Genomic DNA, 25,873 nt, shown 5'->3' with positions numbered 1-25,873 from the left:
CTCAGAGGGGACCTACTGGCCACGGGCGGGGAGAGCTCGCGTTCTGCCCTGACGCGGACCACGTGGTCAGCTCACAGCATGGAAGTACCGCTCGTGGGGGAAGCGACGACCGTGTGGAGAAGGTGATGCTGACCCTGTGGGGCCCAGCGGTCAGAGACTGGTCCGCGAGTACCTCCGGGGAGACCTCGCCGAGAAGGGGCGTCTGGATGAGTTCCCGGTGGGGTGCGCCGTGAGCCGGATCCATCTGGCCTGGTGCGGCAGACATGGGCGCTCGCCCTGCACGACCTCGAAACCCTCCGGCCCCTGAGCAGGGTCAGGCTCGGCGAGGAGACGCGATCGGTTTCCTTCTCCCCGGACGGTTCCACCCTCGTCGCGGTCGGCTATTAAGGAGTACGCGTCGCCACCGTGGTGAATGCCGGTACGTGAGTTCAGCGTCGGTTCCATTGCTCGCGTGAACTCGGTGAGGGCCCGGAAAAGCCCCCTGGGGCAAGGGGTCTTGTCGCCCTGGACACAGGGAAGTGTCCGTTTCCTGGATATCCGGTACCGATCGGTCCGGGGCACTGTGGTGGCCGGTCCGGATTTCCCGGTGCCGGTTCCCCGCCCTCGGAGGGTTCAGTGCCCACGTCTGCCGAACACAGCAAGCGGTGCGAACAGACCGTCGAACCGACGTGTGTCTGTTCGATCTGCGGCGGCAGCGCTCACGGTTGGTCCGGTCACCTTGAGCGGGCACGTCGAGGTGATGAGGGAATTCCAGACCCGCGGACTGATCCGGCCAAGGCTTCAACCGCGAAACCCGTTCGGGTGATCGGGCCTGGGGTTCAGCGGGACAGCGTCCAGTCGCCTTCGGAGGTGATGGACAGCAGCACCGAGCCCGCAGAGAGACGCGCCTGGCCCTCGTAGGGGCCGATGGTGTTGACGATCAGGTCCCGGTCGCCGTCCGTGTACGCCCAGATGGCGAAGTTGCTGTCGCCGCTGTGGCTGAGATCGAGGATGGTGAGCCCGTCGGGCTCCCACTCCAGGACGAGGACGTCGTCGCCGTTTCCTGAAGCCTCGTCGTCATCCTCGGGCCAGGTGTCGGCTTCGTGGAGGGGCTCCAGGCTCACCTCCCACGCGCCGTCCGCGCTGATGTCCAGGGCGGCCAGTTCCTCGCCGACCAGGTCGTTGTACAGAACCGTTCCCTCGTAGGGGCCGATGGTGTTGACGAGCAGGTCCTGGTTCTCCCCCTGGGAGCCCACGGCCCACACGGCGAAGTTGGAGGAGCCGTTGTGGCTGAAGGTGGCCACCCGTGGTTCCTCGTGCACGTCCACTCGGAGGACGGTGTCGCCGACCCCGTCGTAGGACAGGGTCTCGTCGGAGCCGAGTGCGGCGGGTGGCGCCGCTCCGAGTAGGGGGAGGACCAGGGCTGCCAGGGCGGGCAGGCACAGGGTGGCCCTGCGGTTGCGGCGGGTGCCTTCGGTCGTGCCGCGCATGGTGTCACATCCGTCTCCCACCCGGTCCTTCCGGCTGGCCGGGGTGCTGGGGCCTCCCCACCAGGATGAGCCTGAACTGCGGTTTCGTGATCGTCCGTGACGGTTTTCAGAGGGAAGTTTTGCGCGCTGGTGCATCCGTGGTGCCGGAGGGCCCTGACCCGCGGACCAGCCAGGAGTGCCGGTTTTCCACAGGCCTCTGCGGGAGCGCGGCGATTCTGTGAGCATGGAGGTCGAGCATCCCCCCGAACCCGCGAACACGAAGGAGTTCCCCCTTGGGTAAGGCCAACCGGGAGCGTCGCCGGGCCAAGCAGAAGAAGACGCGTGAGCAGCGGCGTCACCGGGCCTCGAACACCGCGAGCGGAGCCTTCGCCGGGGGCCGTGAACCCGGCCGGGACGAACTCGTCCTCTCCCTGGTCGGCCAGGCCGTACACGGCCTGCACCAGGGCGCGGACGAACCGGAGCCCGAGCTGGTGGCCGCCCTGGTGGAGAACCCCTCCCCGGGGTGGGCACACGCCGTGGACCGGATCCTGTTCACCGCGCTCGAAGAGAGCGTCGGCCATGTCTGGGAGAGCGGCTGGCAGCCAGCGGAGCTGGTCCGGGCGGTCAAGCGGGAGCTCGGGCGCGAGGCGGGCGCACTGGTCGCTGACGCGGTGGTCGTCGAGAACCGGCGCTACGCCGCGGCACGGGTGGCCGACGTCTGGGCCGCGCAGGTCCGTGATCTGGGTGAGCCCTGGTGGGGCGAGGGTGCCGTGCAGCCGGGTGAGTTCGCCGAACGGCACGGTCCCTCCCGGCAGGCCTACGTCGGCATGGCCCTGTGCGTCCTCGCCCTGCTGGCCGCTCTGCCCCCGCTTCAGGTACTCCTTCCGCTGCCAGGGAAGGCATGGGCGAGGCCAGTACGGCAGGGGGAGCAGGCGGACCCGGCCAAGCTCGCCAAGGTGCGGGCGCTGCTGGCCAAGGCGGAGGCCACCGAGTTCCCCGAGGAGGCCGAGGCGCTGACGGCGCGGGCGCAGCAGATGATGGCCCGTCACCGCATCGACCACGCTGCCCTGGCTGCTGAGACGGGTACCGAGTCCGAGGTCGGCGGGCGCCGTCTGCCGCTGGACGCCCCCTACGAGCAGCACAAGGCCGTCCTGTTGAACGTGGTCGCCGACGCCAACGGGTGCCGGTCGGTGTGGCACAACCACCTGGGGTTGTGCACGGTGATGGGCCAGGCCGAGGACGTCAACGCCGTGGAGATGCTCTTCACCTCGTTGCTGGTCCAGGCAACGCGGGCGATGCAGCGCGCCGGTTCCACTCGGGACGTGCGGGGCCGGTCCAGGACCCGATCGTTCCGGAGTTCCTTCCTGTCCGCCTTCGCCGCCCGGATCAGTGAACGCCTCAACGAGTCGGTGCACACCGAGCAGGACCGGGCCGTACACGAGTACGCCCGGGCCGGAACCGACCTGCTGCCGGTGCTGGCCTCGAAGGAGCGCCAGGTGGAGGAGGCGGTCGCCGAGGCCTTCCCTGAACTGGGGTCGGTGCAGCTGAACCACTCGAACAACGTCCAGGGCTGGCGGGCCGGGCGGGCCGCGGCGGACAGCGCCGCCCTGCACACCGGTCAGCGCATCGAGTCCTGAGCCGGTGGTGCGCAGTTCGGCGCTGATCCGGTGTGGCAGTTCGGGTGAACACCGGGTGTGGCCCGGAGTGAGGGGATAGTTTCGCACCATGGACGAGATCTCTGCGCGACCAGCGCTACCCGAGCCGATCCCGCCCGGGTTGTCGAAGGCCCTTGAGGGATTCGACCTTCCCCGCGGGGTCGTGCGCGAGCTGGAGGAGGACCCGGACGAGGCCGGGACGATCCTTCTGGAGACCGCTTACCAACTCGACCGTTCTGGGCGGCCGGACCAGGCAAGGGAACTCCTGCAAGCACTCCGGGAGCACCCTCCCGTACCCGAGGACGGGCAGTTCGCCTCGATCGAGATCCTGTGGCGGCTGCGCGAAAACGGTGGAGCCGACGCGGTGCGGGAGGCGGAGCGGATGCTCGAAGAACTCCTGCGGCCCGGCGGCCTGGAACCGGGGACAGCCGACCTTCTCGCCGAGGACCTGATGGAGGCGGGAGACCTGGAGCGGGCGCTGCGCTGTGCCAATATCGCCTCCCGTGAGCTGCTGGTCGAACCCGCCGACGCGCTCGTCGACGCCGACACGGGCATAATGCGCCCCCTGGTCATCCGTGCCCGGCTTCGCGGCGAACTGGGGCTGCCCATGGACGAGCACGACGAAGTGGGCCTGGCGGTGGCCGAGCGTCTGCTTCGGGAGAACACGGACCTGGACTGGGACGAAGACTTCGAGGAACCGGACGAGGACCTGCCGGGCCGGCGCGGAGGAGTCTTCCCACCGACCGGACGCCTCAGGGGGATTCAGGTTCTCGTCCGGCGCGGCGACTTCGACAGGGCGCGCTCGCAGGGCCTGGTCACCGATGACACCGCCGGGCAGGGGCCGGACCGCTACTTCAGGGCGGCCGAACAGGTCCTGCGGGACTCATCCGAGGCGAGCTTCGGGGCGTCCTTCCACACGGTCCTGTTCGGTGCCGACGAGATGGCGGACTTCGCGGCGGCCCGGGACCTGGACCCCGCTGACGCGGACACCCACCGGGCCTGGGCGCACTCCGAGACCCCCGACGGCTCCCCGCGTCTGCTGGCCTGGCCGCCGGGGCGTAACGAGGCGTGCTGGTGCGGTTCGGGCCGCAAGTACAAGAAGTGCTGTGGTTCCCCGGCCCGCACCTGAGGCGGGCACGGGTGCAAAGCCCTTCCCGGCGGCGCTCCCCGGCGCCATGCACCGTGTCCGCGGCGCCCTCTTCCGGCCTGCTCAGGACTTGCGGCTCGGGCCCCAGGGGTCGGTGGGCTGGAGCACGGCCTCGCTCAGGGCCTGGGAGCGCAGGTGGGTGATCTCCTGGTACTCGGGGTCGGCGACCATGCGGCTGAAGGCCTCCCGGCCGGGGTAGCGCACGAGTAGTACCGCGTCCCAGTCCTGACCCTCCTCGGCGACCAGGGGTGTGGCCCCGTCGCCCGCGTAGAGCAGTTCGGCGCCGTACTTGCCCAGCAAGCGCCCCGCCCGCCGGGAGTACTCCTGGTACGAGGCGCGGCCGTTGGGGGCGAAGCGCAGTAGGTTGAGCATGACGAAGGGTCCGTCGGGGCCCTCGTTCAGCATTCTCGCGAGGTCGGGTCCGGTGGGGTCGACAGCCATGGGTGGCTCCTTGCCGTGGGGGCGGGCACGGCCGGGCTGCGGCCGCCTCAGGGGCGCCGGGAGGCCCGGTGGGCATCCAGTATGGCAAACCGTCTGGTCGGTATCTCTCGGGGGTCTCGTTCGCGCCGCCCGGACCTCCCGCGTCCCCGGGCTACCCCCGCAGCCCGGGCTGCCCGCCCTACTTCAGCCACCACCACTGCCACCGCCGTCACCACCACTGCCACCACCACTGCTGCTGCCGATGCCGCCGCGGCCTCCGTCGCCGAAGGGACCGGTCTGCGCGGACCCCTGCCGGACAGCGCCCCCTCCCGGACCATGGTGCGGATGAAAGCCCGATACGCCGTCCCCGCCTTCGCCGCCGGGGTCACCTCCCTCGCTGTCCTCTTCCCCGGCCTCGACATCATGGGCACCGGTTCCACGACCCCCACCCTGGGCTGGCTCGCCTTCCTCTTCGTGCTGACCACGCTCATCGGAGCGCTCGCCGTGCTCAGGTGGCGCCGGGTAGCCAGGAACCCCCTCACGAGGGTTCCGCCGCCGACGGACCCGCGAGTCCCCTATGTGCTCTACAACGAGGCTGATCCGGAAGGTACCCAGGCCCCTTCTACTCCGGGCCCGCCGAGCAGGACAGGCCCGCCCGTGCTCCCGCCACACCCGAGCACGGCCGTGCCCTGCGGTTGCTGGCCGCGGCACCGGAACAGGCCCTGACCACCTCCGCCGCGACGGAACTGACCGGCCTGCCCGCCGAGCGGCTGATCCCCGTACTGGCCGACCTGACCCGTGCACGACTGGTGGAGCGCGATGCCGTAGCCGAACTGTGGCGCGTCACCGAGCACGGCCGGAACGCGTGAGCCAGCGCTGAGGGAGGCTGCACGTGGGCGCGGTCGTCCCGACCGGGGCGCGCATCGGCCGCCGGGGCGGCGAACGGCTCTCCTCCGCACCCGCTGGTACGGGCCGTGCGGGCCTTCGAGCGGCTCCACCGCCGTGACTGCGGGTCTACCCTGTGCCCCGCGGGTAGGGACAACGGTGCGAGGGGGAGCGAGGGGATCCGATGGGGGCCGACGGGCAGTGGCAGGGTGAACCCGGCTCGGGCGTGCGCCTGACGGACCTGCTGTGCGGGCTCACCCTGGTCATCGACTTGGGCATGGCCCACCGCCCCGGGGAGTCGTTGCGCTCAGGGCTGGTGGCCGCGGCCTTCGCCCGGGACCTGGACCTCGGTTCCGCTACCGTCGCCGACATCCACCACACCGCCCTGTTGCGCCATGTGGGCTGCACGGCCTTCGCCCACGAGGCCGCGCTGCTGCTGGGCGGTGACGACCGGCGGGTCAACGCGGCCGGGGCCAGGACCGACTTCTCCGACGTGCGCGACATCCTCGCCACGTTCCTGCCGGGCCTGTGGGAGGGGGAGGGACTCGCGCGACGTGTGCGCCTGACCGCCGCCACCGTTCGCGCCGGGCCCGTGATGGACGGTCCGGGCCGCCGCGCCAACTGCGAGGTCGCCGCGCAGATGGCCGACCGGCTCGGCCTGGGGCCGGGGGTCGCCGACGCCCTCAGCCAGACCTTCGAGTGGTGGAACGGCAGGGGAGGCCCCGTCGGGCTCGCCGGGGAGGACGTCTCGATCGTCACCCGGGTGACGCACGTGGCCACCACGGCCGTGCTCTTCCACGGCCTAGGCGGCAGTGAGGCAGCTTTGGAGGCCCTCGACCGCCGAGCGGGCAGCCTCCTGGACCCCGACCTGGTCGCGGACTTCCACAGCTACGGTCCCCACCTGTTGGAGGAGGCCGCCGCGGCCGACCCCGGGCCCGCCCTGCTGGAGGCCGAACCCCGCCCGGTGCGTCGGCTGACCACGGCGGGGCTGGCGGAGGCGGTCGCCGCCTTCGGTGACATGGTGGACCTGAAGACCCCCTACCTGCACGGGCACTCGGCGGCGGTCGCGGAGCTGGCCCACAGCGCCGGTACCCGTCTGGGCCTGCCCGAGGCCGGAGACGGGCGTCTGCGCGTCGCCGGGCACACCCACGACCTCGGCCGGGCGGGCATCGCCTCCGGGGTCTGGGACCGGCCCGGGCCGCTGCGGGAGACCGAGCTCGAACAGGTACGACTGCACGCCTACTACAGCGAGCGCGTCCTGCGCCGCTGCCCGCCGTTGAGCGGGATCGCCGCGCTGGCCGGTGCCCACCACGAGCGCTGCGACGCGAGCGGCTACCACCGGGGCCTGAGCGCGGAGCGGCTTCCCATGGCGGCGCGTGTGCTTGCCGCCGCCGACGAGTTCGCGGCGCTGCGGTCGGCCCGGCCGCACCGCCCCGCACTGGGCCCGGAGCAGGCCGCCGCACTGCTGTCCGAGCACGCCCGCGCCGGCGCCCTGGACCCCGAGGCCGTCCGGGCCGTCCTCGCCTGCTCCGGCAGGGGCGGCGGCCCCGGCCCCGCCCCGGCCTGGCCCGCCGGGCTCACCGACCGCCAGGTCCAGGTCCTGCGCCTGCTGTGCGAAGGGCTCACCAACCGGCAGATCGCCCGGCGCCTGGACGTCTCACCGCGCACCGCCGAACACCACGTGCAGGACGTCTACACCAAGATCGGCGTCTCCACCCGCGCCTCGGCTGCCATGTTCGCCATGCGCCACCCGGTGCTGGCCCCCGCCCCCTGAGGTGAACGAACGCCCGTACCCGCGTGTGGTCCGCAGAATCGCGCCCACGGTGGTCGTCCACCGGCGGGACCACTGGGTAGAACTACCGATGTGTGATCGCCCCACCGAGGCGCACGCTGGAGCCACAGCGGCGGACACCCTCCGCCCCGGACCACCGGCGAGGCGATCACCATGACGATCCCGACCACACTCCACAGCGCCGTCTCACCCGACGGCACCGTCATCGGCTTCACGTCCACCGGCTCCGGGCGGCCCCTGGTCCTCGTACACGGCGGCACCGCCGACCGCCACCGCTGGGCTCCGGTCCTGCCGCTCCTGGAGCGCGGCCACCGGGTCCACGCCGTCGACCGGCGCGGTCGCGGCCTCAGCACGGACGGTGCCCACTACACGATCGAGCGCGAGTACGAGGACGTGGCCGCCCTCGTCGGCGCCCTCGCCCGGGAGAGCGGTGGCGGGGTCGACGTGCTGGGTCACTCCTACGGGGCCCTGTGCGTCCTGGGCGCCCTGGGGCTGACCCCGCACCTGCGCCGCGTCGTGCTCTATGAGCCGCCGCTCAACGCCGCTGGGCGGATCCCCGCCGAGGTCGTCTCCGAACTCGACTCCCTGCTCGCCCGGGGACACAACGCCGAGGCGGTGGCCTACTTCTTCCGCACGGTCGTGGGCATGCCGGAACGTGAACTGGACCTGCTCCGCGCACTGCCCGCCTGGCGGGACCGGGTGGCGGCGGCGCCCACCATCGCACGGGAGCTGCGGGCGGCCGACGCCTACCGCTTCGACCCCGAACGCCTGCGCGCGGTGACCTGCCCCGTCCTCCTCCTGCTGGGCGGGGACAGCCCCGCGCCCGTGCAGGAGGATGCCCGGGTGCTGGCCCGCGCGCTGCGCGGCTCCCGTGTGCATGTCCTGCCCGGCCAGCAGCACGTGGCCATAGACACCGCTCCGGAGCTGTTCGCCCGTGCGGTCACCGCGTTCCTCGACCAGCGGCAGGGGGTGCAGCAATCATGACCGTCAACGGCCCGTCCCGGGCCCGCCGCGTTGGGGCAGCCCCGGCCGACCCAGGGCCCAACCCCGGCCCCGGCGGCCGCGACTTCGTTCGCTTCGAGAAGGAGGGCTGGGACGGTATCGCGCACGCCTACCACCGCTTCCTCGGGCCGCTCACGGCCCTGGCCGCACCGGCGGTGCTGGACGCGGCCCGGGTGGAGCCCGGCTGCCGGGTCCTCGACGCGGCCACCGGGCCCGGCTACGCCGCCGGTCTGGCGCTGAGCCGCGGGGCCTCCGTCACCGCGATCGACCTGTCGGTGGAGATCCTCGCCCTGGCCCGCCGCCTGTGGCCGGGGGTGCGGCTGCGGGTGGCCGACGTGCACGCGCTGCCCTTCGGGAACGGTGCCTTCGACGCGACGGTGGCGGGGTTCCTGGTACCCCACATGGCCGACCACGCCAGAGCGGTCGGGGAGCTGGCCCGGGTGACGGCCCCGGGCGGTCGCGTGGCGCTCTCCACCTGGGACGCGCCCGCGCGCGTCCCCGTGTTCGGGCTGGTGCGGGCCGCGGTCGGGGCCGCGGGGGCACGCCCCGACCCGGACGTGCCTCCGGGACCGGACTTCTTCCACTACAGCGACCCGGACCGCCTGGCAGCCCTGCTCGGTTCGGCGGGCCTGCGGGACGCCGAGGTCACCGCGGTGGAGTTCACCCAGCGACTGACGGGCAAGGACGCCCTCTGGGAGGGCGTCATGTCGGGCACGGTGCGGATCTCGGCCCTGGTGCGGGGCCAGGACCGGGCCACGCGCGAACGGGTCCGCGTCGAACTCGACAGGCTCCTGGAGCCGTTCACCGACGCCAGTGGTGCGCTGGACCTGCCCGTCTCGGTCCTGGTGGGCAGCGCGCGCCGCTGACTTGGAGGAGCCGGTGCGGGCGGCTTCGGAACGGGGAGGCGGCGAGCTCCGGCCTGTCAGGGGCGGCGGTACTCCCCGTTCAGGTAGTGGCCCGCGACACCGTCCGCCTCTTCGGTGACCGCGTTGTTCAGGTTGGTGTCCCAGCCCTGGTCCAGCAGCCAGAGGTGGACGGCCTGGCGTTCGGCCGTGATCCGGCGGTAGGCGTCGCGGGCCCTGGCGTAGCGCTCCTTGCGGGCGGGGCGTTCGCGCCGCAGGTCGCGCCGGGCCTGTGCGACACGGCGCCCGTAGTACTCCTCGACGATCGCGGCCGCGTTGAGGTGGCTGAGGAAACCCTCTTCCTGCCAGGCCGCCAGTTCGCGTGCGCGCAGCGCTTCCAGTTCCTGGCCTGGAACGTCGGCCGCTCGGCCGTCGGCCCGCGCCGCGCGTGAGAGGTTCTGGGTGTTCTCCAACCTGCCGGTGAGGAAGTCCTCGATCGCCGCCAGTGCCGTGGATCGCGTGTCCTGTGTCTCCGAAGCCATCGTCGCTTCCGGTTGCCCGGTGCCCCCGTTTTCCTGGATTGCCGGTGCGCGCGGCCGGGCCGCACACTACTCGTGACCAGGTTCCCACGCCGGTGCGGTTGCGTGGTGCTCGACGGCGGGGTTTCGCTCTTTTCCCGTGGTTTCCACGGCGCGGGCGCCTGTGCGGTTCAGCCGCCGGTGTTGAGCTGCCAGATGGAGAAGTTGAGAGCGGTCGCGAACACCGTCCAGGCCCAGTAGGGCACCAGCAGGGCCGCGGCCCAGCGGGAGACGCGGGAGAACAGGACGATGGTCACCGACAGCGTCACCACCAGCAGCACGATGTCGACCAGCGCGGTGCCGCGGAGCCCGGCGGCGAAGAACAGCGGCGTCCACGCCGCGTTCAACACCAGTTGGACGGCGAACAGGGACAGCTCGGTCCGGGCTCCCCGCCAGCGGCGTTCGCGCCAGACCAGCCAGCCGGAGAGCGCGATCATCGCGTAGAGAACGGTCCACACGGGTCCGAAGAGCCAGGAGGGCGGCGCCCACGGGGGCTGTTGCAGAGCAGCGTAGTCTCCGGCGGTTCCGGGGCTGGAGAGCACACCGATGAGCGCGGCCGCGGTGACGGCGGCCGCGAACACCGCGGCGGCGATCAGTGAGGCTCCGAGCGAGGAGCGGCCGGGTGCGGTCCTTGTGGTCATGGCATCCCCTGTCGACGGTGTGCGGGCACTTCTCAGGTGAGGCCGGGGCCCGTGGGAGGACGCGCCAGCTATCCGGCAACTTTACTCTATAACCGAGCTTCTTGAAAAACATGCTATTTCTGTCAAGTCGGTACGAACCATCGCTGTGCGTGTTTGGAGCACCTCTGCGGAACCCGTTCGGGGCCGCGGCCGACACGCCCAGCGCCCTGCTGAGCCTGCGGGGAGCGGGCCCCGGGCCGGACGGCCGACTACCTGACCCGGAGCTCGCGCTCCTGCGGATCGAATGCCAGCTGCCTTGCACCGGACCGCAGTGCGCTCATCAGCGCGTCGACCAACGCGTCCACGGAGAACGGCTCCGGCAGCCTCGCCGGTGGCGCACCGGCCACTGCCCGGTGCGCGAGGCCGGTGTCCATGTGCGGGGCCCGGATGTCCAGGACGGACACCTTCTTGCGGCGGTACTCCGCGCGGGAGGCCTGCAACCACGCGGACAGGGCAGACTTGCTGGCCGAATAGGTGGCCATGCCCGCGGTCGGGTACTCCGCGGTCACGGCCGTGATCACCGCCACCGATCCGCCCGTCTCCAGTTCCCTCAGTGCCGCGCGCAGCATAGTCATCGGCGCCAGCGCGTTGACCTGGAACACGTGCTCCGTCACCCAGTCCTCGGTGTCGGCCTCGGGACCGAAGGTCACGACGCCGAAGGCGATGATCAGCGCGTCGAGTCCACCGAGTTCCCCGGCCGCGCGGGCGACGACCGCCGCGCAGCTCTCGTTGTCCAGGGCGTCGAAGACCAGGGTGGCGGCGCCGGTCTCGGACGCCAAGGCCTCCAGGGAGTCCTCGTCGCGCCCGGCGAGTACGAGCCGGGCGCCGTCGGCGCTCAGCGCCCGGCTGATGTGTCCTCCGAGTACACCCGTGGCTCCGGCCACGAGTACACGCGAGCCCTCGATCTCCATGCGGCCAGTATTTCCGCATCACGTGCCCGGGCCACCCTCCGACACGCCCCGGCGGCACCGACCGCTCCTCCCCCCAGGGGGCTCGGGCACCGGCACGGAGCCGGTTGCCCCTGCCGGTCGCCCCTGACGGCCGAACCGGCCCGTCGTTGCCCGATCAGCCTGACGCGGCGGCGGGGCCTGCCGCATACTGGTGTTATGAGTGATCCCGTCGCCACCCGAACCGTCCCGCGGTCGCCGCGGGCGCGCGCGGGTGCGTGGTTGTTCGCCCGGGTGGCCGGCTCCCAGGGGCCCGCCAACCGCGCCCGTATCCACGGGGCTCAGGGACCGCGCTGGTTCGGACCCGAACGCCCGATCCGGCGCGTGCACGGCGACGCGGCGATGTTCGTCGGCGGTGTGCGCGCACTGCTCCTGCAATCCCTGCACCCGCTGGCCATGGCGGCGGTCGCCGCGCACTCGGGGTACCGGGGCGACCCGTGGGGCCGGCTGCAGCGCACCAGCACCTTCCTGGCCGTGACCACCTACGGCACCGACGCCGACGCCTCCAGTGCGGTGGAGCGGGTTCGCCACGTTCACGCCACCGTGCGCGGTACCGCCCCCGACGGGCGTGAGTACCGCGCCGACGACCCCCACCTCCTGGGCTGGGTGCACGTCGCCGAGGTCGAGAGTTTCCTGTCGTGCCACCAGCGCTACGGTGCGCGGCCCCTGGACCGGTCCGGGTGCGACGCCTACGTCGCCGACACCGCCCGGATCGCCGAGGCCCTGGGCGTCGCCGGACCGCCGAGGAACACGGCTGAACTCCGCCAACGCCTGGCCGCCTACCGGCGCGAGCTGAGGGCGACCCCGCAGGCTCGTGAGACCGCCCGGTTCCTGCTGCGCCAACCGCCCCTGCCGCCGGTCGCCCGCCCGGCCTACGCCGCGCTCGCCGCCGGTGCGGTGAGAGGGCTTCCGCCCTGGGCGCGCCGCGAGCTCGGCCTGCCCGAACCCTCCGGCTTCGGCGCCCTCATCGGTCCGCTGGCCGCGGGCGCCGCGGTGAGCGGCATCCGGTGGGCCATGGCACCGGACACCCCGGACCACTGAGACCGCTTCGGCACGCGCCGCCGACCAGAAGAACGGACGACACCCCTGTGGCCTGCGAACACGGTCGCTTCCGATCGGGCGGCTCCGCGGTCTCCCCGGCCCGAACCGGCCAGACGCTCCTACGCGCCTTCCCCCGCGTGATGGGGGCGGTCACCGTCGGCTACGCCCTCCTCGTCCTTCCCTCACCCGGGTTCGCGCTCGGGCGCTCCGACTTCGCCCGGTGGGCGGGCGAGCGGTCGGGCTTTCGGATGGAGGACTTCTACCGGGACCAGCGCCGCCGGTTCCAGATCCTGATGGAACCGGACGGTGAGCTGACCGGCGGCCGGTGGAACTTCGACAAGGACAACCGGGAGGGCCCGCCCAGGGGTGCCGTGACACTCGACGTTCCCCCTCCCTGGCACCCCCGCGAGAACGACATCGATGACCAGGTCAGGTAGGACTTCGACCTGCTCTGCCAGGAGAGCGGAAGCAGGGTGGTGGGACGCGACGGCCCGCGCCTGTTCGCGGTCGGCCAAGCCGAGGCCCAACGGGCGCTGCGCCGTAATGGGCGTGGATGAAACGCAACGAGGCCGAACTCGCCGAGAACCACCGGATGAGGCAGCCTCTGGCCGGGATGCGCCGGTTGCCCGACCTGGAGGCCGTCCTCGAGCAGGAGCGGCACAGGGAGGGGTAGCGCGCCGACTCGGAGGCAGGTCCTGTGAGTGACCGGGAAGCAGCGGGGCCGGTGGTCTGCCGACTCCGAACGGCTGGCCCCGGCCGCGATCCGGCCCGCCCACGGCAGCGGCCGCGGCCTCCCGGGGCCGCCCCCCCGCTCCTACGACAACACCAGCCGCGGACCCCGCGGCGGCTCGGGGCGGGGCTCCCACTCGCGCGGATAACCCAGGGAGACCTCGGTGTGCGGGACCCCGTCGACACTGATGGTGCGGGGGATGTGCAGATGGCCGTAGACGACCGCGCGGGCCCGGTAGCGCAGGTGCCAGTCGGCGGTCTCCTCGGTGCCGCACCACTGGGCGAACTCGGGGTGGCGCAGCACCCGGGTGGGTTCGCGCACCAGCGGGTAGTGGTTGACGAGCACCGTGGGCAGATCCGGGGACAGCGACTCCAGCCGGGAGCGTGTGTACGCCAGCCGCGCACGACACCAGGCATCCCGCCCCGGGTGCGGGTCGGGGTGCAGCAGGTACTCGTCGGTGCACACCACGCCGCTGGCGTGCGCCACGGCCAGGGCCTGGGCCTTGGTCTGGGCGCCCTCCGGGCGGAAGGTGTGGTCGTAGCCGATGAACAGGGGGACCACCGTCACCGGACCGTCGGTGCCCTCCCACACGGGGTAGGGGTCCTCGGGGGTGTGCACGCCCAGCGCGCGCAGGCCCTCGACCAGGTACAGGTACCGTTCCTCGCCACGCAGCTGGACGGGATCCGCGGGTAGCGTCCACAGGTCGTGGTTGCCCGGAACCCACACCACGGTGGCGAAGCGGGAGGCCAGCGCCCCCATGGTTTCGAGCACTTCGCTGGCGGTGTCGGCCACGTCCCCGGCCACGAGCAGCCAGTCCTCGTCCGAGGACGGTACCAACGCCTCGGTGAAGGCGCGGTTGGCCTCGTACCTGACGTGCAGGTCGCTGATGGCGAACAGGCCCACGGCCACCGCCCTTCCGTGTCGACGCCGGATCGCGGCCACACTATCCGGTCGCGGTCCCGCCTGATCGTGTGAAGGGGTGAAGCCGAAACCGCCCGCGCCGACAGGGATCTTTCCACAGAAAGAAGGCGCAACCCCGGCACCGGTGAGCGGTTTGCTCCCCCTGACGGGTCCCCTGGAACAGGATCCGGGTAGCCCCGCCCCATGACCACGACACAGAGCCCACAGGGCACGGCAACCGTCACCACACGCATCACCGACAACTACGACGGCCGCAAGCGGGCATGGGTGAAGGAGGCGATCCGACTGCTGCACGCCGACGCCACGCGTTCGGCGGACACGCACGTCTTCCGGTTCCCGCTCCCCGCGGAGTGGGGCATCGACCTCTACGTCAAGGACGAGTCCGTCCACCCCTCCGGCAGCCTGAAGCACCGTATGGCGCGGGCGCTCTACCTCCACGCCCTCTGCAGCGGGTGGATCGAACCCGACACGCACGTGTTCGAGGCCTCCAGCGGTTCCACGGCGGTCTCGGAGGCCTACTTCGCGCAGCTCCTGGGCCTGAAGTTCACGGCCGTGGTGCCCAAGAGCACCAGTGTGGAGAAGGTGGAGCTCATCAAGGCCTACGGGGGAGAGGTCAAGAACCCCGAAGACGGCACGGATATTGAGAAGGCGGCGGCCCAGCTGGCGCAGAAGGACCCCAAGGGCCACTTCATGGACCAGTTCACCTACGCCGAGCGCGCCTACGACTACCGGGACGACCACAACGTGGCGGCGACCGTCTTCCGGCAGATCGCCGAGGAGCGCCACCCCGATCCGAAGTGGATCGTGGTGGGATCGGGTACCGGCGGCACCAGCGCGACCATCGGCCGGCACATCCGCTTCAGCCGCCGCGACACCCGTGTGTGCGTCGTCGACCCGCAGAACTCGGCGTTCTTCCCCAACTGGACGGCCCACCGGGGGCACCCCAGGAGTCAGTGGCCGCAGGACCCCTCGACCTGGATTAAGGGAAGCCCGTCCCGCATCGAGGGCATCGGGCGCCCCGTGGTCGAACCCTCGTTCATGCCCGCCGTCATCGACCGGATGATCTCGGTGCCCGACGCCGCCTCGATCGCGGCCATGCGCCTGCTTCTGTCGCGTCTGCGCCACCGTGCGGGCCCCTCCACCGGAACCAACCTGTGGGGAGCGCTGCGGATCGTCGCGCAGATGCTGGCCGACGGGGAGAAGGGCAGCGTCGTCATGCTCATGTGCGACCAGGGTGAGCGGTACATGCACAGCTACTACGACGACAGCTGGGTCGAGCACAGGCTCGGACTGAACCTGGTTCCGTACACCGAGGCGTTGGAGGGCTTCCTCTCCACCGGGGAGTGGAACGAGCCCGTGGCCGACGCGGTCCCGGCGGCGAGGCGGCCCTGAGAGTGATCCGGCTGCGCCCGACGCGAGGGGCCTGAGGCTCGCCGGGCCGGGAGGACCCCGCCGTCGACGGGGTCCTCCTCCGGGTGCGCCTGGTTCCAGGTCCCGCGGTCGCCGGCGCGGACATCCTGTCCTGTTGATCCGGGACTGGGTCTCAGGCTCTGACAGCAGGTTCCTCGCGGCGAAACGAGGAGTGGAATGGTTGGTATGTGCATGTTGGGTGATTCACTGGAGTGACCGAAACATGGTGTGTTCGGTTGGCTCTGAACCTCGAATCATCGGGTCTCCGGTCGGCTTTCTGGTGAGCTATGGGATGAGTCGGATGATTTGTCCCATTGCTGATTTATTGGGAGCTTGTCGAGGGATATATTCGACATCCGTGCTGTTCGTGGGGTTGTTTTGTCGATCAGATCTGGATTGATCTGGTCATTTGTGTCAATGGTCTGCTTTGGGTATCGGATTTGCGCGAGTGGTCCTTCTGTTGTCTGAAAAGGTTGTTCCTGTTCTTTTGTTGTGCTGTTTCTCGTAGAGTGATCCGCGGTTTGTGGGGCTCGGTCCGGAAGGTGTCGGAGCGGGTCGGGTTCCCCCGTATTCCATCCCCTTGACCCTCTCGATCCGTTCACCGCGGTCTCCGCGGAGCACGGGCACGAACAGCATGAGGAGAGACACCGCCGATGTCGATCGATTCAGCGCCCGAAGTACGCACCAGTCAGCAGAAGAGCCTGGCGACCGCGGCCGCTCGGAACCTGGCCACCACCACCAAGTCCGCTCCGCAGATGCAGGGCAAGAGCTCCCGCTGGCTGCTGAAGACGCTGCCGTGGGTTCAGACCGACGGCGGCGCCTACCGGGTTAACCGCCGCCTGTCCTACACCATCGGTGACGGCCGGATCGACTTCGTGCAGACCGGCTCCCAGGTGCGTGTCATCCCGCGCGAGCTGGGTGAGCTGGCCGTGCTGCGCGACTACGACGACATCGAGGTCCTGGAGGCCCTGGCCGGACGCTTCGTCCAGCGGGAGTTTGAGCCCGGAGAGGTCCTGGCGCAGGAGGGGAGCTCCGCCGACCACCTCTACCTGATCGCGCACGGCCGGGTGCACAAGACGAGCAACGGGGCCTACGGCGAGACCAACAGGCTCGGCACGCTGGCGGACGGCGACCAGTTCGGTGAGCGCTACCTCCTCGACACCGAACCCGACTGGGAGTTCACCGTCAAGGCGGCTACCGCGGGCACCCTGCTGGAGCTGCCGCGTCAGGAGTTCATCGCGATCCTGGACGACTCGCCGAGCCTGCAGGCGCACGTCCAGCGGTACCTTTCCGTTCCCGGCCAGCGCCAGAACAAGCACGGCGAGGCCGAGATCGCCCTGTCCTCCGGCCACTCCGGCGAGATCGAGCTGCCCGGCACCTTCGTCGACTACGAGCTCAAGCCCCGCGAGTACGAGCTGAGCGTGGCCCAGACCGTGCTGCGTGTGCACACCCGGGTGGCCGACCTCTACAACAAGCCGATGAACCAGACCGAGCAGCAGCTGCGGCTGACCATCGAGGCCCTGCGCGAGCGGCAGGAGCACGAACTGGTCAACAACCGCGAGTTCGGCCTGCTGCACAACGCCGACTTCAAGCAGCGCATCCAGACTCACTCCGGCCCGCCTACCCCGGACGACCTCGACGACCTGATCAGCATGCGGCGCGGCACCCAGTTCATGTTCGCCCACCCCCGCGCCATCGCGGCCTTCGGCAAGGAGTGCAACAAGCTCGGGCTGAACCTCGGCACCGTGGACGTCAACGGCCACCACCTGCCCGCCTGGCGCGGGATCCCGATCCTGCCCTGCGGCAAGATCCCGGTCTCGGAGCACCACACCTCGTCCATCATCGCCGTGCGTACCGGCGAGGACAACGAGGGCGTCATCGGCCTGCACCAGACGGGGCTGCCCGACGAGGTCGAGCCCGGACTCAACGCCCGCTTCATGGGGATCGACGGCCAAGCGCTCATCTCCTACCTCGTGAGCACCTACTTCTCCGCCGCGGTCCTGGTCCCGGACGCGCTCGGCGTCCTGGAGAACGTCGAGGTCCGTCCCCGTGCCTGAGCGACCGACACCGTCAGGGAAGGAGGTCTGAGACGGTGTCACTGATCTCCCGGATGTCCGCCGCCACGGCCGTGCACGAGACGGCTGAACTGGTGGACCTCCTGCTCCGCGACCCGCACCGCCCGGGCAGACCCGACCTGCTCGCGGTGCCGGACGGCCCGTCCCCGACCGGCCCGTCCCCGACCGGACCGCAGACCGTGCCCCTGCTTCCTCCCGGCCCCATCGGGATCGGCACCTCAGCGGCGAGGATCCTGCTGCCCGAGGCGCCCCGGCGCACCGGGACCCTTGCCGGGACGGCCCCGGCCGCCCGAGTCTCCAGTAGCGCCCGGGCCATGCCGAGAATCCCGACCGCACCGCCCGGTCCCGGGTACACCGGCTCCGGCGCGGCACCGGTGGACGGGGGCTCACCGGTGCCCGTCCTGTACTGTCCTCCCGCGGTCCGGGACGACCCGGCCCTGGGGGAGGAGGTCGACGACCGCTTGGTCGAGTGGGCCGCCGAGGTCGGCGTCTACCCCGGCCAGCTCGACAGGGTCCGGTCGGCTGGCTTCGGCCGCCTCATCATGCTCGCCCACCCCGAGACCAGCGACCCCGACAGGTTGTTGGCGGCGGCCAAGTGCGCCCTCGCTGAATGGTCCGTGGACGACCACTACGTGGACGGTGAGGTGGAGGAAGCCCGGCCGGAGCTGCTCGGCCAGCGGTTGGCGATCGCGCACTCGGTGATCGACCAGGCGCACCTGCCGCTGAAGTACGCACCCCAGTTGGAAGAGGTGGTGCGTGCGGACCCGGTGATGGTCGCCCTGCGCTCCAGCCTGGACAACCTGGCCAAAATCGGGTCCCACGCCCAGGTGCGACGCCTTCGGCATGAACTGGGCATCATGTTCGTGGCCTACAACCAGGAGGCGGTCTGGGCCACCACGGGGCAACGGCCGCCCATGTGGGAGTTCCTCATGCACCGGCACGAGAACAGTTTCGTCCCGTGCATGGCGCTGATCGACACGCTCGCCGGATACGAGCTCCCCCAGGAGGAGTTCGCCGACCCCCGGGTCCGCCGGGTGTTCACGATGGCGGGGTCGGCGACCGTGATCGTCAACGATCTCTACTCCATGGCCAAGGAGGACCCCTCCGACTTCAGCGTGCCCAGGCTGATCGCCACGGAGGAGGGCTGCTCCGAGCGGGAGGCGATCGAGCGCACTGTGCTCCTGCACGACGAACTGATGCGCACCTACGAGGCGGAGGCGGCCGCGCTCGCGCTCACCGGCTCACCGGAACTGCGCCGCTTCCTCGCCGGAGTGTGGGCGTGGACCGGAGGCAGCCGCGAGTGGCATGCCAGCAGCGGCCGCTACCACGGCACCGGAACCAGCGCGAGCTGACCGGAGGCCGATCCGCACACCCGAAATCCCCTGGCGCGGGCCCACGTGGCCCCGCCCCGGTTCGGCGTGCCCCGAACCGACCGAACACACCACCACGACAAGGAGCCACACGCGATGACCGCGACCATGCCCTCTCAGAACCAGGCGCCGACCCGGGTCCTGCGCACCGACTACCAGCGGTCCGTGGCGGACTACTGGAACGAGGAGCAGGACCCCGTCAACATCCGCCTCGGTGAGGTCGACGGCCTCTTCCACCACCACTACGGGATCGGCGACTACGACCCGTCCGTCCTCGAAGGGCCCGAGGAGACCCGCGAACAGCGCATCATCGAGGAGATGCACCGCCTGGAGACCGCGCAGGCGGACGTGCTGCTGGACCACCTCGGGAACATCACGCCGAACGACCGGATCCAGGACACCGGTTCCGGTCGCGGCGGCACCAGCTTCATGGCCAACGCCCGGTTCGGCTGCCACGTCGACGGGGTGAGCATCTCCCAGAAGCAGGTCGACTTCGCCAACGACCAGGCTCGCGAACGCGGCGTGGACGACAAGGTGCGGTTCCACTTCCGCAACATGCTGGACACCGGCTTCGAGACGGGTTCGATGCGGGCCATCTGGAACAACGAGTCCACGATGTACGTGGACCTGTTCGAGCTCTTCCGCGAGCACGCCCGCCTCCTGGAGTACGGTGGCCGCTACGTCACCATCACCGGTTGCTACAACGACGTCACCGGCGGCCGGTCCAAGGCGGTCAGCCGGATCGACGAGCACTACACGTGCAACATCCACTCCCGGAGCGAGTACTTCCGGGCGATGGCGGCCAACAGCCTCGTCCCGATCAACGTCGTCGACCTCACCGCCGCGACCATCCCGTACTGGGAGCTGCGGGCGCAGTCGCAGGTGGCGACCGGGGTTGAGGACCCGTTCCTGACCGCCTACAAGGAGGGCAGCTTCCACTACCTGCTCATCGCCGCCGACCGGGTCTGATCCGACCCCCTCGGCCCGGGGCGCAGCTTCCCGAGCAAGGCATGCGGGTGCCCGCCTCCTCACGGGGCGGGCACCCCGGCCCCGGGCCGTACCGTCGTCAAGCCGTAGAACACGAAGGGCGCCCATGACCACCGACACCGCTGCCGGGGCCCCCGGCCCCGCGACCGAGACCGGGCCGGGTGAGCGCGGACCGATCCTGCTGGAACTGGTCGACGAGGCCGGAACGACGACCGGAACCACCGAGAAGCTGTCCGCGCACCAGGCACCGGGCCAGCTGCACCGGGCCTTCTCGGTCTTCCTGCTCGACGACCGGGGCCGACTCCTGCTCCAGCGCCGTGCCCTGAGCAAATACCACTCGCCCGGCCTGTGGTCGAACACCTGCTGCGGTCACCCCCTCCCGGGCGAACCGCCGTTCGCGGCGGCGGCCCGGCGCACGGGTGAGGAACTGGGGCTGGCCCCTGAACTGATGCGCGCCGCCGGAACGGTGCGCTACCACCACACGGACCCGGTGTCCGGGCTCGTGGAGAGCGAGTACAACCACCTGTTTGTCGGGGTGGTCCGAGCCGAACCCCGACCCGATCCCGAGGAGGTGGCGCAAACGGCCTTCGTCGACTCCGCCGAGCTGGAGCGGTTGCGGGCAGAGGCCCAGTTCTCCGTGTGGTTCCCCACGGTCCTGGACGCCGTCCGCCCCGCCCTGCGCGAACTGGCCGATTCAGCTGACTGGTAGTGGCTCCGAAACCACGGCCCCGGCCCTGACCCCGCCCTGGCCACGCCCCGGCCCTGTTCGGCCCTGACCTGCCCTTCTCCGATCCCCTCGGGCCCAGCCGTGGCATCCTTGCCGATACCAGGATTCTGGTGACCTTCGGGGTGAGGGGCGACGATGTTGTACGAACTTGGTGCGTCCGGCGGCCTGGCTCCGGTGCCGGAGACGACGTTCGCCGAGGCCGGGGTCTGGGAGCGCCGGGACCTGCAGGCCGCGGTCCGCGACCACATCGGGGTGCTGGGTGATGACCTTAAGGTCGTCGCCGAGGAGTTCGACCGCTTCGAGGGCTCCCGACGCCGGATCGACCTGCTGTGCGTCGACCGTCAACTGTGCCTGGTGGTCGTCGAGCTCAAACGCACCGTCGACGGCGGCCACATGGAACTTCAGGCGCTGCGGTACGCGGCGATGGTCGCCGGAATGCCCTTCGATGACCTGTGTACTGCCCTGGCCCGGCACCGCCGCGCCGTCGACGGGGGCGAGTTCACGGTTGGGCAGGCCCGCACCGAACTCCTGGAGTGGTGGGAGGACGAGGGTGACGAGGAACCGGTCATCGGACGCGACGTGCGGGTCATCCTCGTCTCCGCCGACTTCGGTCAGGAGGTCACCACCGCCGTGCTCTGGCTCAACGAGGTGTACGGCACCGACATCCGCTGCGTGCGCCTGTCGCCCTACCGGCACGGGGACAGCGTGCTCCTGGACGTACAGCACATCATCCCGCTGCCCGAGGCCGAGGACTTCCTGATCCAGGCCCGTCAGCACAACGACGCGGTGCGTACCGCCTCGGGCCGCGACCGGACCCGCTACCTCATCGAGTTCGAGGGGCGGAGCGAAGGCCCGCTGAACAAACGCAGAGCGGTGCTGGCCATGGTCGGGGCCGTGCACGCCGCGGGGGCGGACCCGGAGCGTGTCCGCGGCGCAGTGGGAGAGGGCAAGTTCAGGTCCGTAGCGGTGCCTGAACCCGGTCAGGAGCTCTGGGAGGCCTTCGCCGAGCGGCACGGGCTCAGCCAGGAGCAGCGCAGCAGGTGGTTCCACGAGGACCCGCTGGCCGACGGTGACCGGGTGTGGGTGCTCAGCAACCAGTGGGGGACCGACACCGAGGAGGTCCTGCGCGCGCTGGCCGCGCTGGCCCCCGAGAGCGGCGGACCGACTTTCCGGGCGGTGTGAGCGCTCACAGTGCCCGCCGGGCCGCGCGGGCGGGTGTCCGCACGGCCCGGGGGAGTCACCGGCGGTGTCAGCAGCGGGTGTTGATGGTGCTCTGGATGGAGGACTTCTCGGTGCTGGTCACCGACAGGTTGTAGCGGTGCTTCACGTTGACCCAGGCCTTGACGTAGTCGCAGTGGATGGCGGTGCGCGGGGGCATCCACGCGGAGGGGTCGCGGTCGCCCTTGGAGCGGTTACTCGAGGCCGTCACCGCCCACAGCTGGGGCGAGGAGACGTCGTTGGCGAAGGCACGGCGCTGGTCGGTGGACCAGGTGTTGGCGCCCGACCGCCAGGCGTCGTACAGCGGCACCATGTGGTCGATGTCGAACTCGGAGGGGTTTCCGGTCCAGACGCCGTCGTACTCGCTGGACCAGCGACCCGACGTCGGCTGGCAGTTCCCGTCGACCTGGACGGTGTGGCCGTCGCGGCGCAGGACGAACTGTCGGGCGTTACAGGGGCTGTCGACGGCCACCCAGTGCGGGAAGAGGCTGCGGTCGTAGCCCGAACCGTCGTTCTTGGCGCGGACCGTCAGACCGTTCAGCTGGGTCTGTGCGGCGGAGGCGGAGGGGATGCCGGGGGGAAGGACGTGGTGGGCCAGGGCCGGTGCGGCCCACCCGAGGACGGCGATGAGGACGGCGGCGGCGAACGCGGCCAGGGAGCCGAGCACCGTCCGGCGCACGCCGGTGACGGGGGAGGGAGCGGGGGAGGCGGGCAACATGTCTCCTGGGGGAGGAAGTGACAGGTCGGACACCCACACCATGATCGTTCCCGGGGCGCCCGACCAGTCCCCTTGCGTTAATTTCCCGCTGTCTTCGGGTGGCGCCCCGGTGACGGACCCGCCCGCGGAGCGGTCACCTGCTGGGCGAGGGGTACGCGGGGGCCGCGCTCCGCCGGGTGCACGGGTCGCGCGGCGGGAGCTGTCACCGTTCGCGGCGGCACCGCCCGCCCGCGCGGCCTCCGGGGATCCTTCGAACGGTTGCTCGACACCGACGGTCCCTGAACCGGGCCGCCCGGTTCAGGGACCGCGCCCGGCGCGGAGCGGCTCAGTCCAGGGACGAAGCCTCGGAGAGCCACTGCCCGGCGTCGAGGGCCTCACGCATGCTCGCGTCCCGGACGTGTTTGATCGCCTCCAGGTCCACGGCTGCGGTCAGGTGGGTCTCGTCGCCCAGCCCGGCGCTCGCCCGGGCGACCAGGTCGCCGTACTCCGCGTGTCGGGCGACGTTGGCCTCCACCTGCTCCCACTCGCGTTGCGCCCTGATCGCCCTGCTGAGCTTGTCCCGGTACTCCTCGATGATGCTCACCCGTCGCTGAACGGTCGATCGGGTGGCGTTGATGGCGTCGAACTGGGGCCGCATCGAGTCCAGGACGGTCTGGGACATCGCCTTCCTGGCGCGTTTCCTCAGGTCCTTCTCCAACCGCGACTGCTCGCGCAGGATCCGGGCCAGCTGCCATTCCTGGTCGCGCAGCACGAGACCGGGCTGGATCGAGTCGAAGGCGTCACCGAGTTCCCCGGAGGCCTCGGCGACGTAGGTGCGGGCCCGCTGGACCCGCAGCAGCAGTCGCTGGCTGTCCTTGTCCAGGTCCTCTGCCCGGACGTAGTGCCCGTGGTACTTGGCGGCCAGGTGGGTCGGCCTGGTGTCGTTGGGTCGGGCTGACTCGCCTTCACCGGCGACCGCCACGATACCGACGAGGAGCCCGAGGGCGGCGACCGTGACGATGATCGCGATGGATGCCCTGTCTGGTCCCAACCACTGGGCGAACACGGCCAGACCGCCGACCGCCACGAGAGAGAAGATTCCGAGCAGGCATCCGCTGACGGCGAAGGCCGAAAGGACGACCAGTAGGGCGGCGAGCGCCAAGAGGCCGATGACCAGGGGCAGCGCAAACATGGCCAGAAGCAGCGCGATACCGGCGATCACCACCGACACGATCGTCAGGCCGAGGAACAGTGCGCCGCGGTCACTGCTCTCTGCGTGCTCGGTGCGCTTGGGTTTTTTGTCCGGCGCCAGCAGCTTCTCGGGGGAGGCGGCCAGTTTCTCGACGACCTCTTCGGGGAGGTCGGGATCGAACACGGGGTCGGCCAGGACGGTCTTCTCAGACCCCTCAGCCCCGTTCTCGGCAGAGTTCTCTGGGTTCTCCGGCACCGCACCAACCTTTATCCCGTTTTGACGTTGAGGTGAGATTAGCAGCGGGGTGAAGGCGAGGTTTTCGGGCGTTCCGGTTCTGTGCCGTGACACAGGAGGAGAGTCGCGGGCCTGTGGCGGGTGGCACGGCGCCCGCCGCCGCGGGTGTACCGCGCACCGTCACCCCGGCAGCGGAGCGGCTCGGTGGATCGTGACGTAAGTGTGGCGTTCCTGAGCACCGGAAATGCGGTAAAGCGGATTAAGTTCTCATTCGTCACGAAGAGAACGAAAGTTAACGTCATGCCCTCACGCTTCACCGCCGCCCCCTGGATGGCGGCTCTTCTCTGCCCGATCCTCGTCGGATGCGCCCCCGTCCAGGACTTCCTGGACCGGTCTGTGCCGGACCTGGAGTCCGTCAGCCAGCTGAACCCCGCGGACCGGGTGGACCGGGACGACCCGTTCGCGGGCAGCCCCGCCGAGGACTACGGCGAAGGGTTCCCCGTCCCGGAGGCCGAGGCCGTCGGATCCTTCACCCGGGAACAGGTCGAGTGGTCCTACGCGCACACCCAGGAGTTGCTGGAGGCCGTCTACCTGAACCAGGACGCGGTCTTCGGCGAGGACAACAGCGAGCTCACCGGACTGCTCACCGGCCAGACCCTGGAGTGGTACCTGGACAATCTCAGCAACGAGGACTTCGAGCTGAACAGCCGCCACCTGCCCTTCAACCTCACCCCCGGCACCGCCGAACCCGTCGGTGACGAGGTCAGGGTGGACGGCTGGATGCGCGCGGAGGCGGCCCGGGACGACCAGGGCTGGGACTACCTCTCGGTGGTCACCGAGTACACCATCGTCCACCCCGTCGCCCGGCCCGGTCACCCGGTCTCGACCCGGCTGGTCACCTCGCACTTCGGCGAGGTCGGCTTCTACGAGGCGGGCGGGGAGGAACTGGAGGCGGCGCCCATGTGGGCGCGCTCCGTGGCCCCCGTGCACTGCCTGGATGAGTACACCTTCACCCCCCTCTACGATGACGAGCAGCCCAGGGGGGAGCGGGCCAGAGGCCTGCGCGAGGACCCCTACGACAGGGAGAGCCTCGAGGATCTGGAGGGCTGCGGCGCGGTCAAGGACACCTGACAGACTCGGTCCCGTTCGGCTGGTCGGAACGGTCCGCCAGAGGCGGGCTGATGGTTGCGGACAGCAGTGGTGCGCACGGGGGTGCGGCGGGAACACGCTGTGTGGAGGCCGCGGTGGCAAGCTTCCTGACGGTGGTCGACCACAACGCGCGCGAGGTCGAGGTACCTGCCTCGGGCGTGGACTGCGTGAGCGGGGAGCGGGTCGGGGGACCTTGCGGGTTCCGGCAGGGGGAGCTGCTGTCGGCGAATCAGCAGCGTTGGGCCCCTAGAAGCGGAGAGGCTGACATGGGGAGGCTTCTCTGTGTCAGGCTCGGGCAGGGCATTCGGGGTGGGGTCTGTGTGGGGCCTGGGGCCTGCGGTTCGGGTTGCGGTTCCCCCGTTTCCCGCCGCTTGATGGTTGCCGTCTCCGCTGCGCGCGTCAAGGTCGTCGCCATCGCGGCTTCGCCGGATCGGGGCGCTCCACCTTGACCCGCTTCGCTGCGACGGCGGTTGGCGGCTATCGGGAAACGGGGGAGGTGTGGTCGGGGTGGCAGACGGGCCCCAAAGGGGCCCAACGGCAACTACCTCGGCCTTCGGCCGGTGCCTTCCCCAGCCCGGTGCCCACCGCCTGGACGTGTCGCGGCCGGTCAAGCGTGCCGGTGAACAGCAACAGCGGCCCGCGAGACCCCTGAGCACAGTTTCGGCCCCAGTTTCAAAGATGATCTTGCTACCAGAAGCGAAATCGGCGCCCTCGGGTTTCGTGGTT

The 25,873-nt window shown here is 70.7% G+C and carries 25 protein-coding genes; 17 read left to right on the top strand and 8 right to left on the bottom strand.

The features are described 5' to 3' along the window. Nucleotides 1–252: 252 nt before the first annotated feature. The gene (locus tag D457_RS37615; RefSeq protein WP_017584191.1) at nt 253–387 is read left to right on the top strand and encodes a hypothetical protein; all 135 of its coding nucleotides are present in this window, start codon (nt 253–255) and stop codon (nt 385–387) included. A gap of 431 nt (nt 388–818) precedes the next feature. On the opposite strand, the gene D457_RS33700 is transcribed toward D457_RS37615, so the two are convergent. After that, a complete protein-coding gene (locus D457_RS33700) occupies nt 819–1,469 on the bottom strand; it encodes a hypothetical protein (RefSeq protein ID WP_152514408.1) in 651 nt (216 codons plus the stop codon). 272 nt (nt 1,470–1,741) lie between these two features. On the opposite strand from D457_RS33700, the gene D457_RS0129100 reads away from it, so the two are divergent. Beyond that, nucleotides 1,742–3,085, top strand: a complete 1,344-nt coding sequence (locus tag D457_RS0129100; RefSeq protein WP_017584189.1) for a DUF2786 domain-containing protein — start codon at nt 1,742–1,744, stop codon at nt 3,083–3,085. Between the two features lie 88 nt (nt 3,086–3,173). Beyond that, nucleotides 3,174–4,232, top strand: a complete 1,059-nt coding sequence (locus tag D457_RS0129095) for an SEC-C metal-binding domain-containing protein (RefSeq protein WP_026117146.1) — start codon at nt 3,174–3,176, stop codon at nt 4,230–4,232. Between the two features lie 81 nt (nt 4,233–4,313). Here the strand turns inward: D457_RS0129095 and D457_RS0129090 are convergent, their stop codons facing one another. Then, nucleotides 4,314–4,691: a DUF1330 domain-containing protein gene (locus tag D457_RS0129090; protein WP_017584187.1), complete on the bottom strand. Its 378-nt coding sequence runs from the start codon at nt 4,689–4,691 to the stop codon at nt 4,314–4,316. 324 nt (nt 4,692–5,015) lie between these two features. Between D457_RS0129090 and D457_RS36010 the strand changes: the two genes are divergently transcribed. The 5 genes from D457_RS36010 (at nt 5,016) to D457_RS34310 (ending at nt 9,215) form a co-directional block, all read left to right on the top strand. Then, nucleotides 5,016–5,396 (top strand): hypothetical protein, encoded by a 381-nt coding sequence (locus D457_RS36010; protein WP_152514407.1) that lies wholly within the window; start codon nt 5,016–5,018, stop codon nt 5,394–5,396. Beyond that, entirely contained in the window at nt 5,366–5,539 is a 174-nt protein-coding gene (locus D457_RS36290) for a hypothetical protein (protein ID WP_017584186.1), read from the top strand. The genes D457_RS36010 and D457_RS36290 overlap by 31 nt, the downstream gene beginning before the upstream one ends. Nucleotides 5,540–5,739: 200 nt before the next feature. Further along, complete coding sequence (locus D457_RS0129080; RefSeq protein ID WP_017584185.1) at nt 5,740–7,329, top strand: HD domain-containing phosphohydrolase; 1,590 nt, start codon at nt 5,740–5,742, stop codon at nt 7,327–7,329. 171 nt (nt 7,330–7,500) lie between these two features. Next, the gene (locus D457_RS0129075; RefSeq protein ID WP_017584184.1) at nt 7,501–8,331 is read left to right on the top strand and encodes an alpha/beta fold hydrolase; all 831 of its coding nucleotides are present in this window, start codon (nt 7,501–7,503) and stop codon (nt 8,329–8,331) included. Next, the gene (locus D457_RS34310) at nt 8,328–9,215 is read left to right on the top strand and encodes a class I SAM-dependent methyltransferase (protein WP_017584183.1); all 888 of its coding nucleotides are present in this window, start codon (nt 8,328–8,330) and stop codon (nt 9,213–9,215) included. Before D457_RS0129075 ends, D457_RS34310 begins: the two co-directional genes overlap by 4 nt. Before the next feature lie 56 nt (nt 9,216–9,271). Here the strand turns inward: D457_RS34310 and D457_RS0129060 are convergent, their stop codons facing one another. From D457_RS0129060 to D457_RS0129050, 3 genes are all read right to left on the bottom strand, one after another. Beyond that, nucleotides 9,272–9,733, bottom strand: coding sequence for a hypothetical protein (locus D457_RS0129060; RefSeq protein WP_017584182.1), 462 nt, complete (start codon nt 9,731–9,733; stop codon nt 9,272–9,274). A gap of 167 nt (nt 9,734–9,900) precedes the next feature. Continuing rightward, nucleotides 9,901–10,410 carry a TspO/MBR family protein gene (locus D457_RS0129055; RefSeq protein WP_017584181.1) on the bottom strand — a complete coding sequence of 170 codons (510 nt, stop codon included), beginning with the start codon at nt 10,408–10,410 and terminating at the stop codon, nt 9,901–9,903. A gap of 248 nt (nt 10,411–10,658) precedes the next feature. Further along, nucleotides 10,659–11,360 carry an SDR family NAD(P)-dependent oxidoreductase gene (locus D457_RS0129050; protein WP_017584180.1) on the bottom strand — a complete coding sequence of 234 codons (702 nt, stop codon included), beginning with the start codon at nt 11,358–11,360 and terminating at the stop codon, nt 10,659–10,661. A gap of 195 nt (nt 11,361–11,555) precedes the next feature. Between D457_RS0129050 and D457_RS0129045 the strand changes: the two genes are divergently transcribed. Beyond that, on the top strand, nt 11,556–12,437 hold the full coding sequence (locus D457_RS0129045) for an oxygenase MpaB family protein (RefSeq protein WP_039832018.1): 882 nt from the start codon (nt 11,556–11,558) through the stop codon (nt 12,435–12,437). 47 nt (nt 12,438–12,484) lie between these two features. Then, nucleotides 12,485–12,874 carry a cryptochrome/photolyase family protein gene (locus tag D457_RS0129040; RefSeq protein WP_017584178.1) on the top strand — a complete coding sequence of 130 codons (390 nt, stop codon included), beginning with the start codon at nt 12,485–12,487 and terminating at the stop codon, nt 12,872–12,874. A gap of 377 nt (nt 12,875–13,251) precedes the next feature. Here D457_RS0129040 and D457_RS0129030 read toward each other — a convergent pair whose 3' ends face one another. After that, complete coding sequence (locus D457_RS0129030) at nt 13,252–14,070, bottom strand: metallophosphoesterase family protein (RefSeq protein ID WP_026117144.1); 819 nt, start codon at nt 14,068–14,070, stop codon at nt 13,252–13,254. 201 nt (nt 14,071–14,271) lie between these two features. Between D457_RS0129030 and D457_RS0129025 the strand changes: the two genes are divergently transcribed. The 6 genes from D457_RS0129025 (at nt 14,272) to D457_RS0129000 (ending at nt 21,839) form a co-directional block, all read left to right on the top strand. Further along, nucleotides 14,272–15,480: a PLP-dependent cysteine synthase family protein gene (locus D457_RS0129025; RefSeq protein ID WP_017584175.1), complete on the top strand. Its 1,209-nt coding sequence runs from the start codon at nt 14,272–14,274 to the stop codon at nt 15,478–15,480. 671 nt (nt 15,481–16,151) lie between these two features. Then, nucleotides 16,152–17,555 (top strand): family 2B encapsulin nanocompartment shell protein, encoded by a 1,404-nt coding sequence (locus D457_RS0129020; protein ID WP_017584174.1) that lies wholly within the window; start codon nt 16,152–16,154, stop codon nt 17,553–17,555. 35 nt (nt 17,556–17,590) lie between these two features. After that, nucleotides 17,591–18,925: a family 2 encapsulin nanocompartment cargo protein terpene cyclase gene (locus D457_RS0129015; protein WP_017584173.1), complete on the top strand. Its 1,335-nt coding sequence runs from the start codon at nt 17,591–17,593 to the stop codon at nt 18,923–18,925. Between the two features lie 114 nt (nt 18,926–19,039). After that, on the top strand, nt 19,040–19,912 hold the full coding sequence (locus D457_RS0129010; protein ID WP_026117143.1) for a geranyl diphosphate 2-C-methyltransferase: 873 nt from the start codon (nt 19,040–19,042) through the stop codon (nt 19,910–19,912). Nucleotides 19,913–20,036: 124 nt separating this feature from the next. Next, entirely contained in the window at nt 20,037–20,639 is a 603-nt protein-coding gene (gene idi / locus D457_RS0129005) for an isopentenyl-diphosphate Delta-isomerase (protein ID WP_017584171.1), read from the top strand. 153 nt (nt 20,640–20,792) lie between these two features. Continuing rightward, on the top strand, nt 20,793–21,839 hold the full coding sequence (locus tag D457_RS0129000; RefSeq protein ID WP_017584170.1) for a PDDEXK family nuclease: 1,047 nt from the start codon (nt 20,793–20,795) through the stop codon (nt 21,837–21,839). Nucleotides 21,840–21,906: 67 nt separating this feature from the next. Here D457_RS0129000 and D457_RS0128995 read toward each other — a convergent pair whose 3' ends face one another. Both D457_RS0128995 and D457_RS0128990 read right to left on the bottom strand, forming a co-directional pair. Next, nucleotides 21,907–22,593, bottom strand: coding sequence for an HNH endonuclease family protein (locus D457_RS0128995; protein ID WP_017584169.1), 687 nt, complete (start codon nt 22,591–22,593; stop codon nt 21,907–21,909). 325 nt (nt 22,594–22,918) lie between these two features. Further along, nucleotides 22,919–24,019: a hypothetical protein gene (locus D457_RS0128990; RefSeq protein ID WP_017584168.1), complete on the bottom strand. Its 1,101-nt coding sequence runs from the start codon at nt 24,017–24,019 to the stop codon at nt 22,919–22,921. A 279-nt stretch (nt 24,020–24,298) separates the two neighbouring features. Here D457_RS0128990 and D457_RS0128985 point away from each other — a divergent pair, with 279 nt between their 5' ends. Then, on the top strand, nt 24,299–25,129 hold the full coding sequence (locus D457_RS0128985; RefSeq protein WP_026117140.1) for a hypothetical protein: 831 nt from the start codon (nt 24,299–24,301) through the stop codon (nt 25,127–25,129). Nucleotides 25,130–25,873: the final 744 nt, after the last annotated feature.

Origin of the sequence: Nocardiopsis valliformis DSM 45023 (genome assembly GCF_000340985.1) — a bacterium.
Classification (GTDB): Bacteria; Actinomycetota; Actinomycetes; order Streptosporangiales; family Streptosporangiaceae; genus Nocardiopsis; species Nocardiopsis exhalans.
This window is presented reverse-complemented; position numbering and strand designations above follow the sequence as displayed.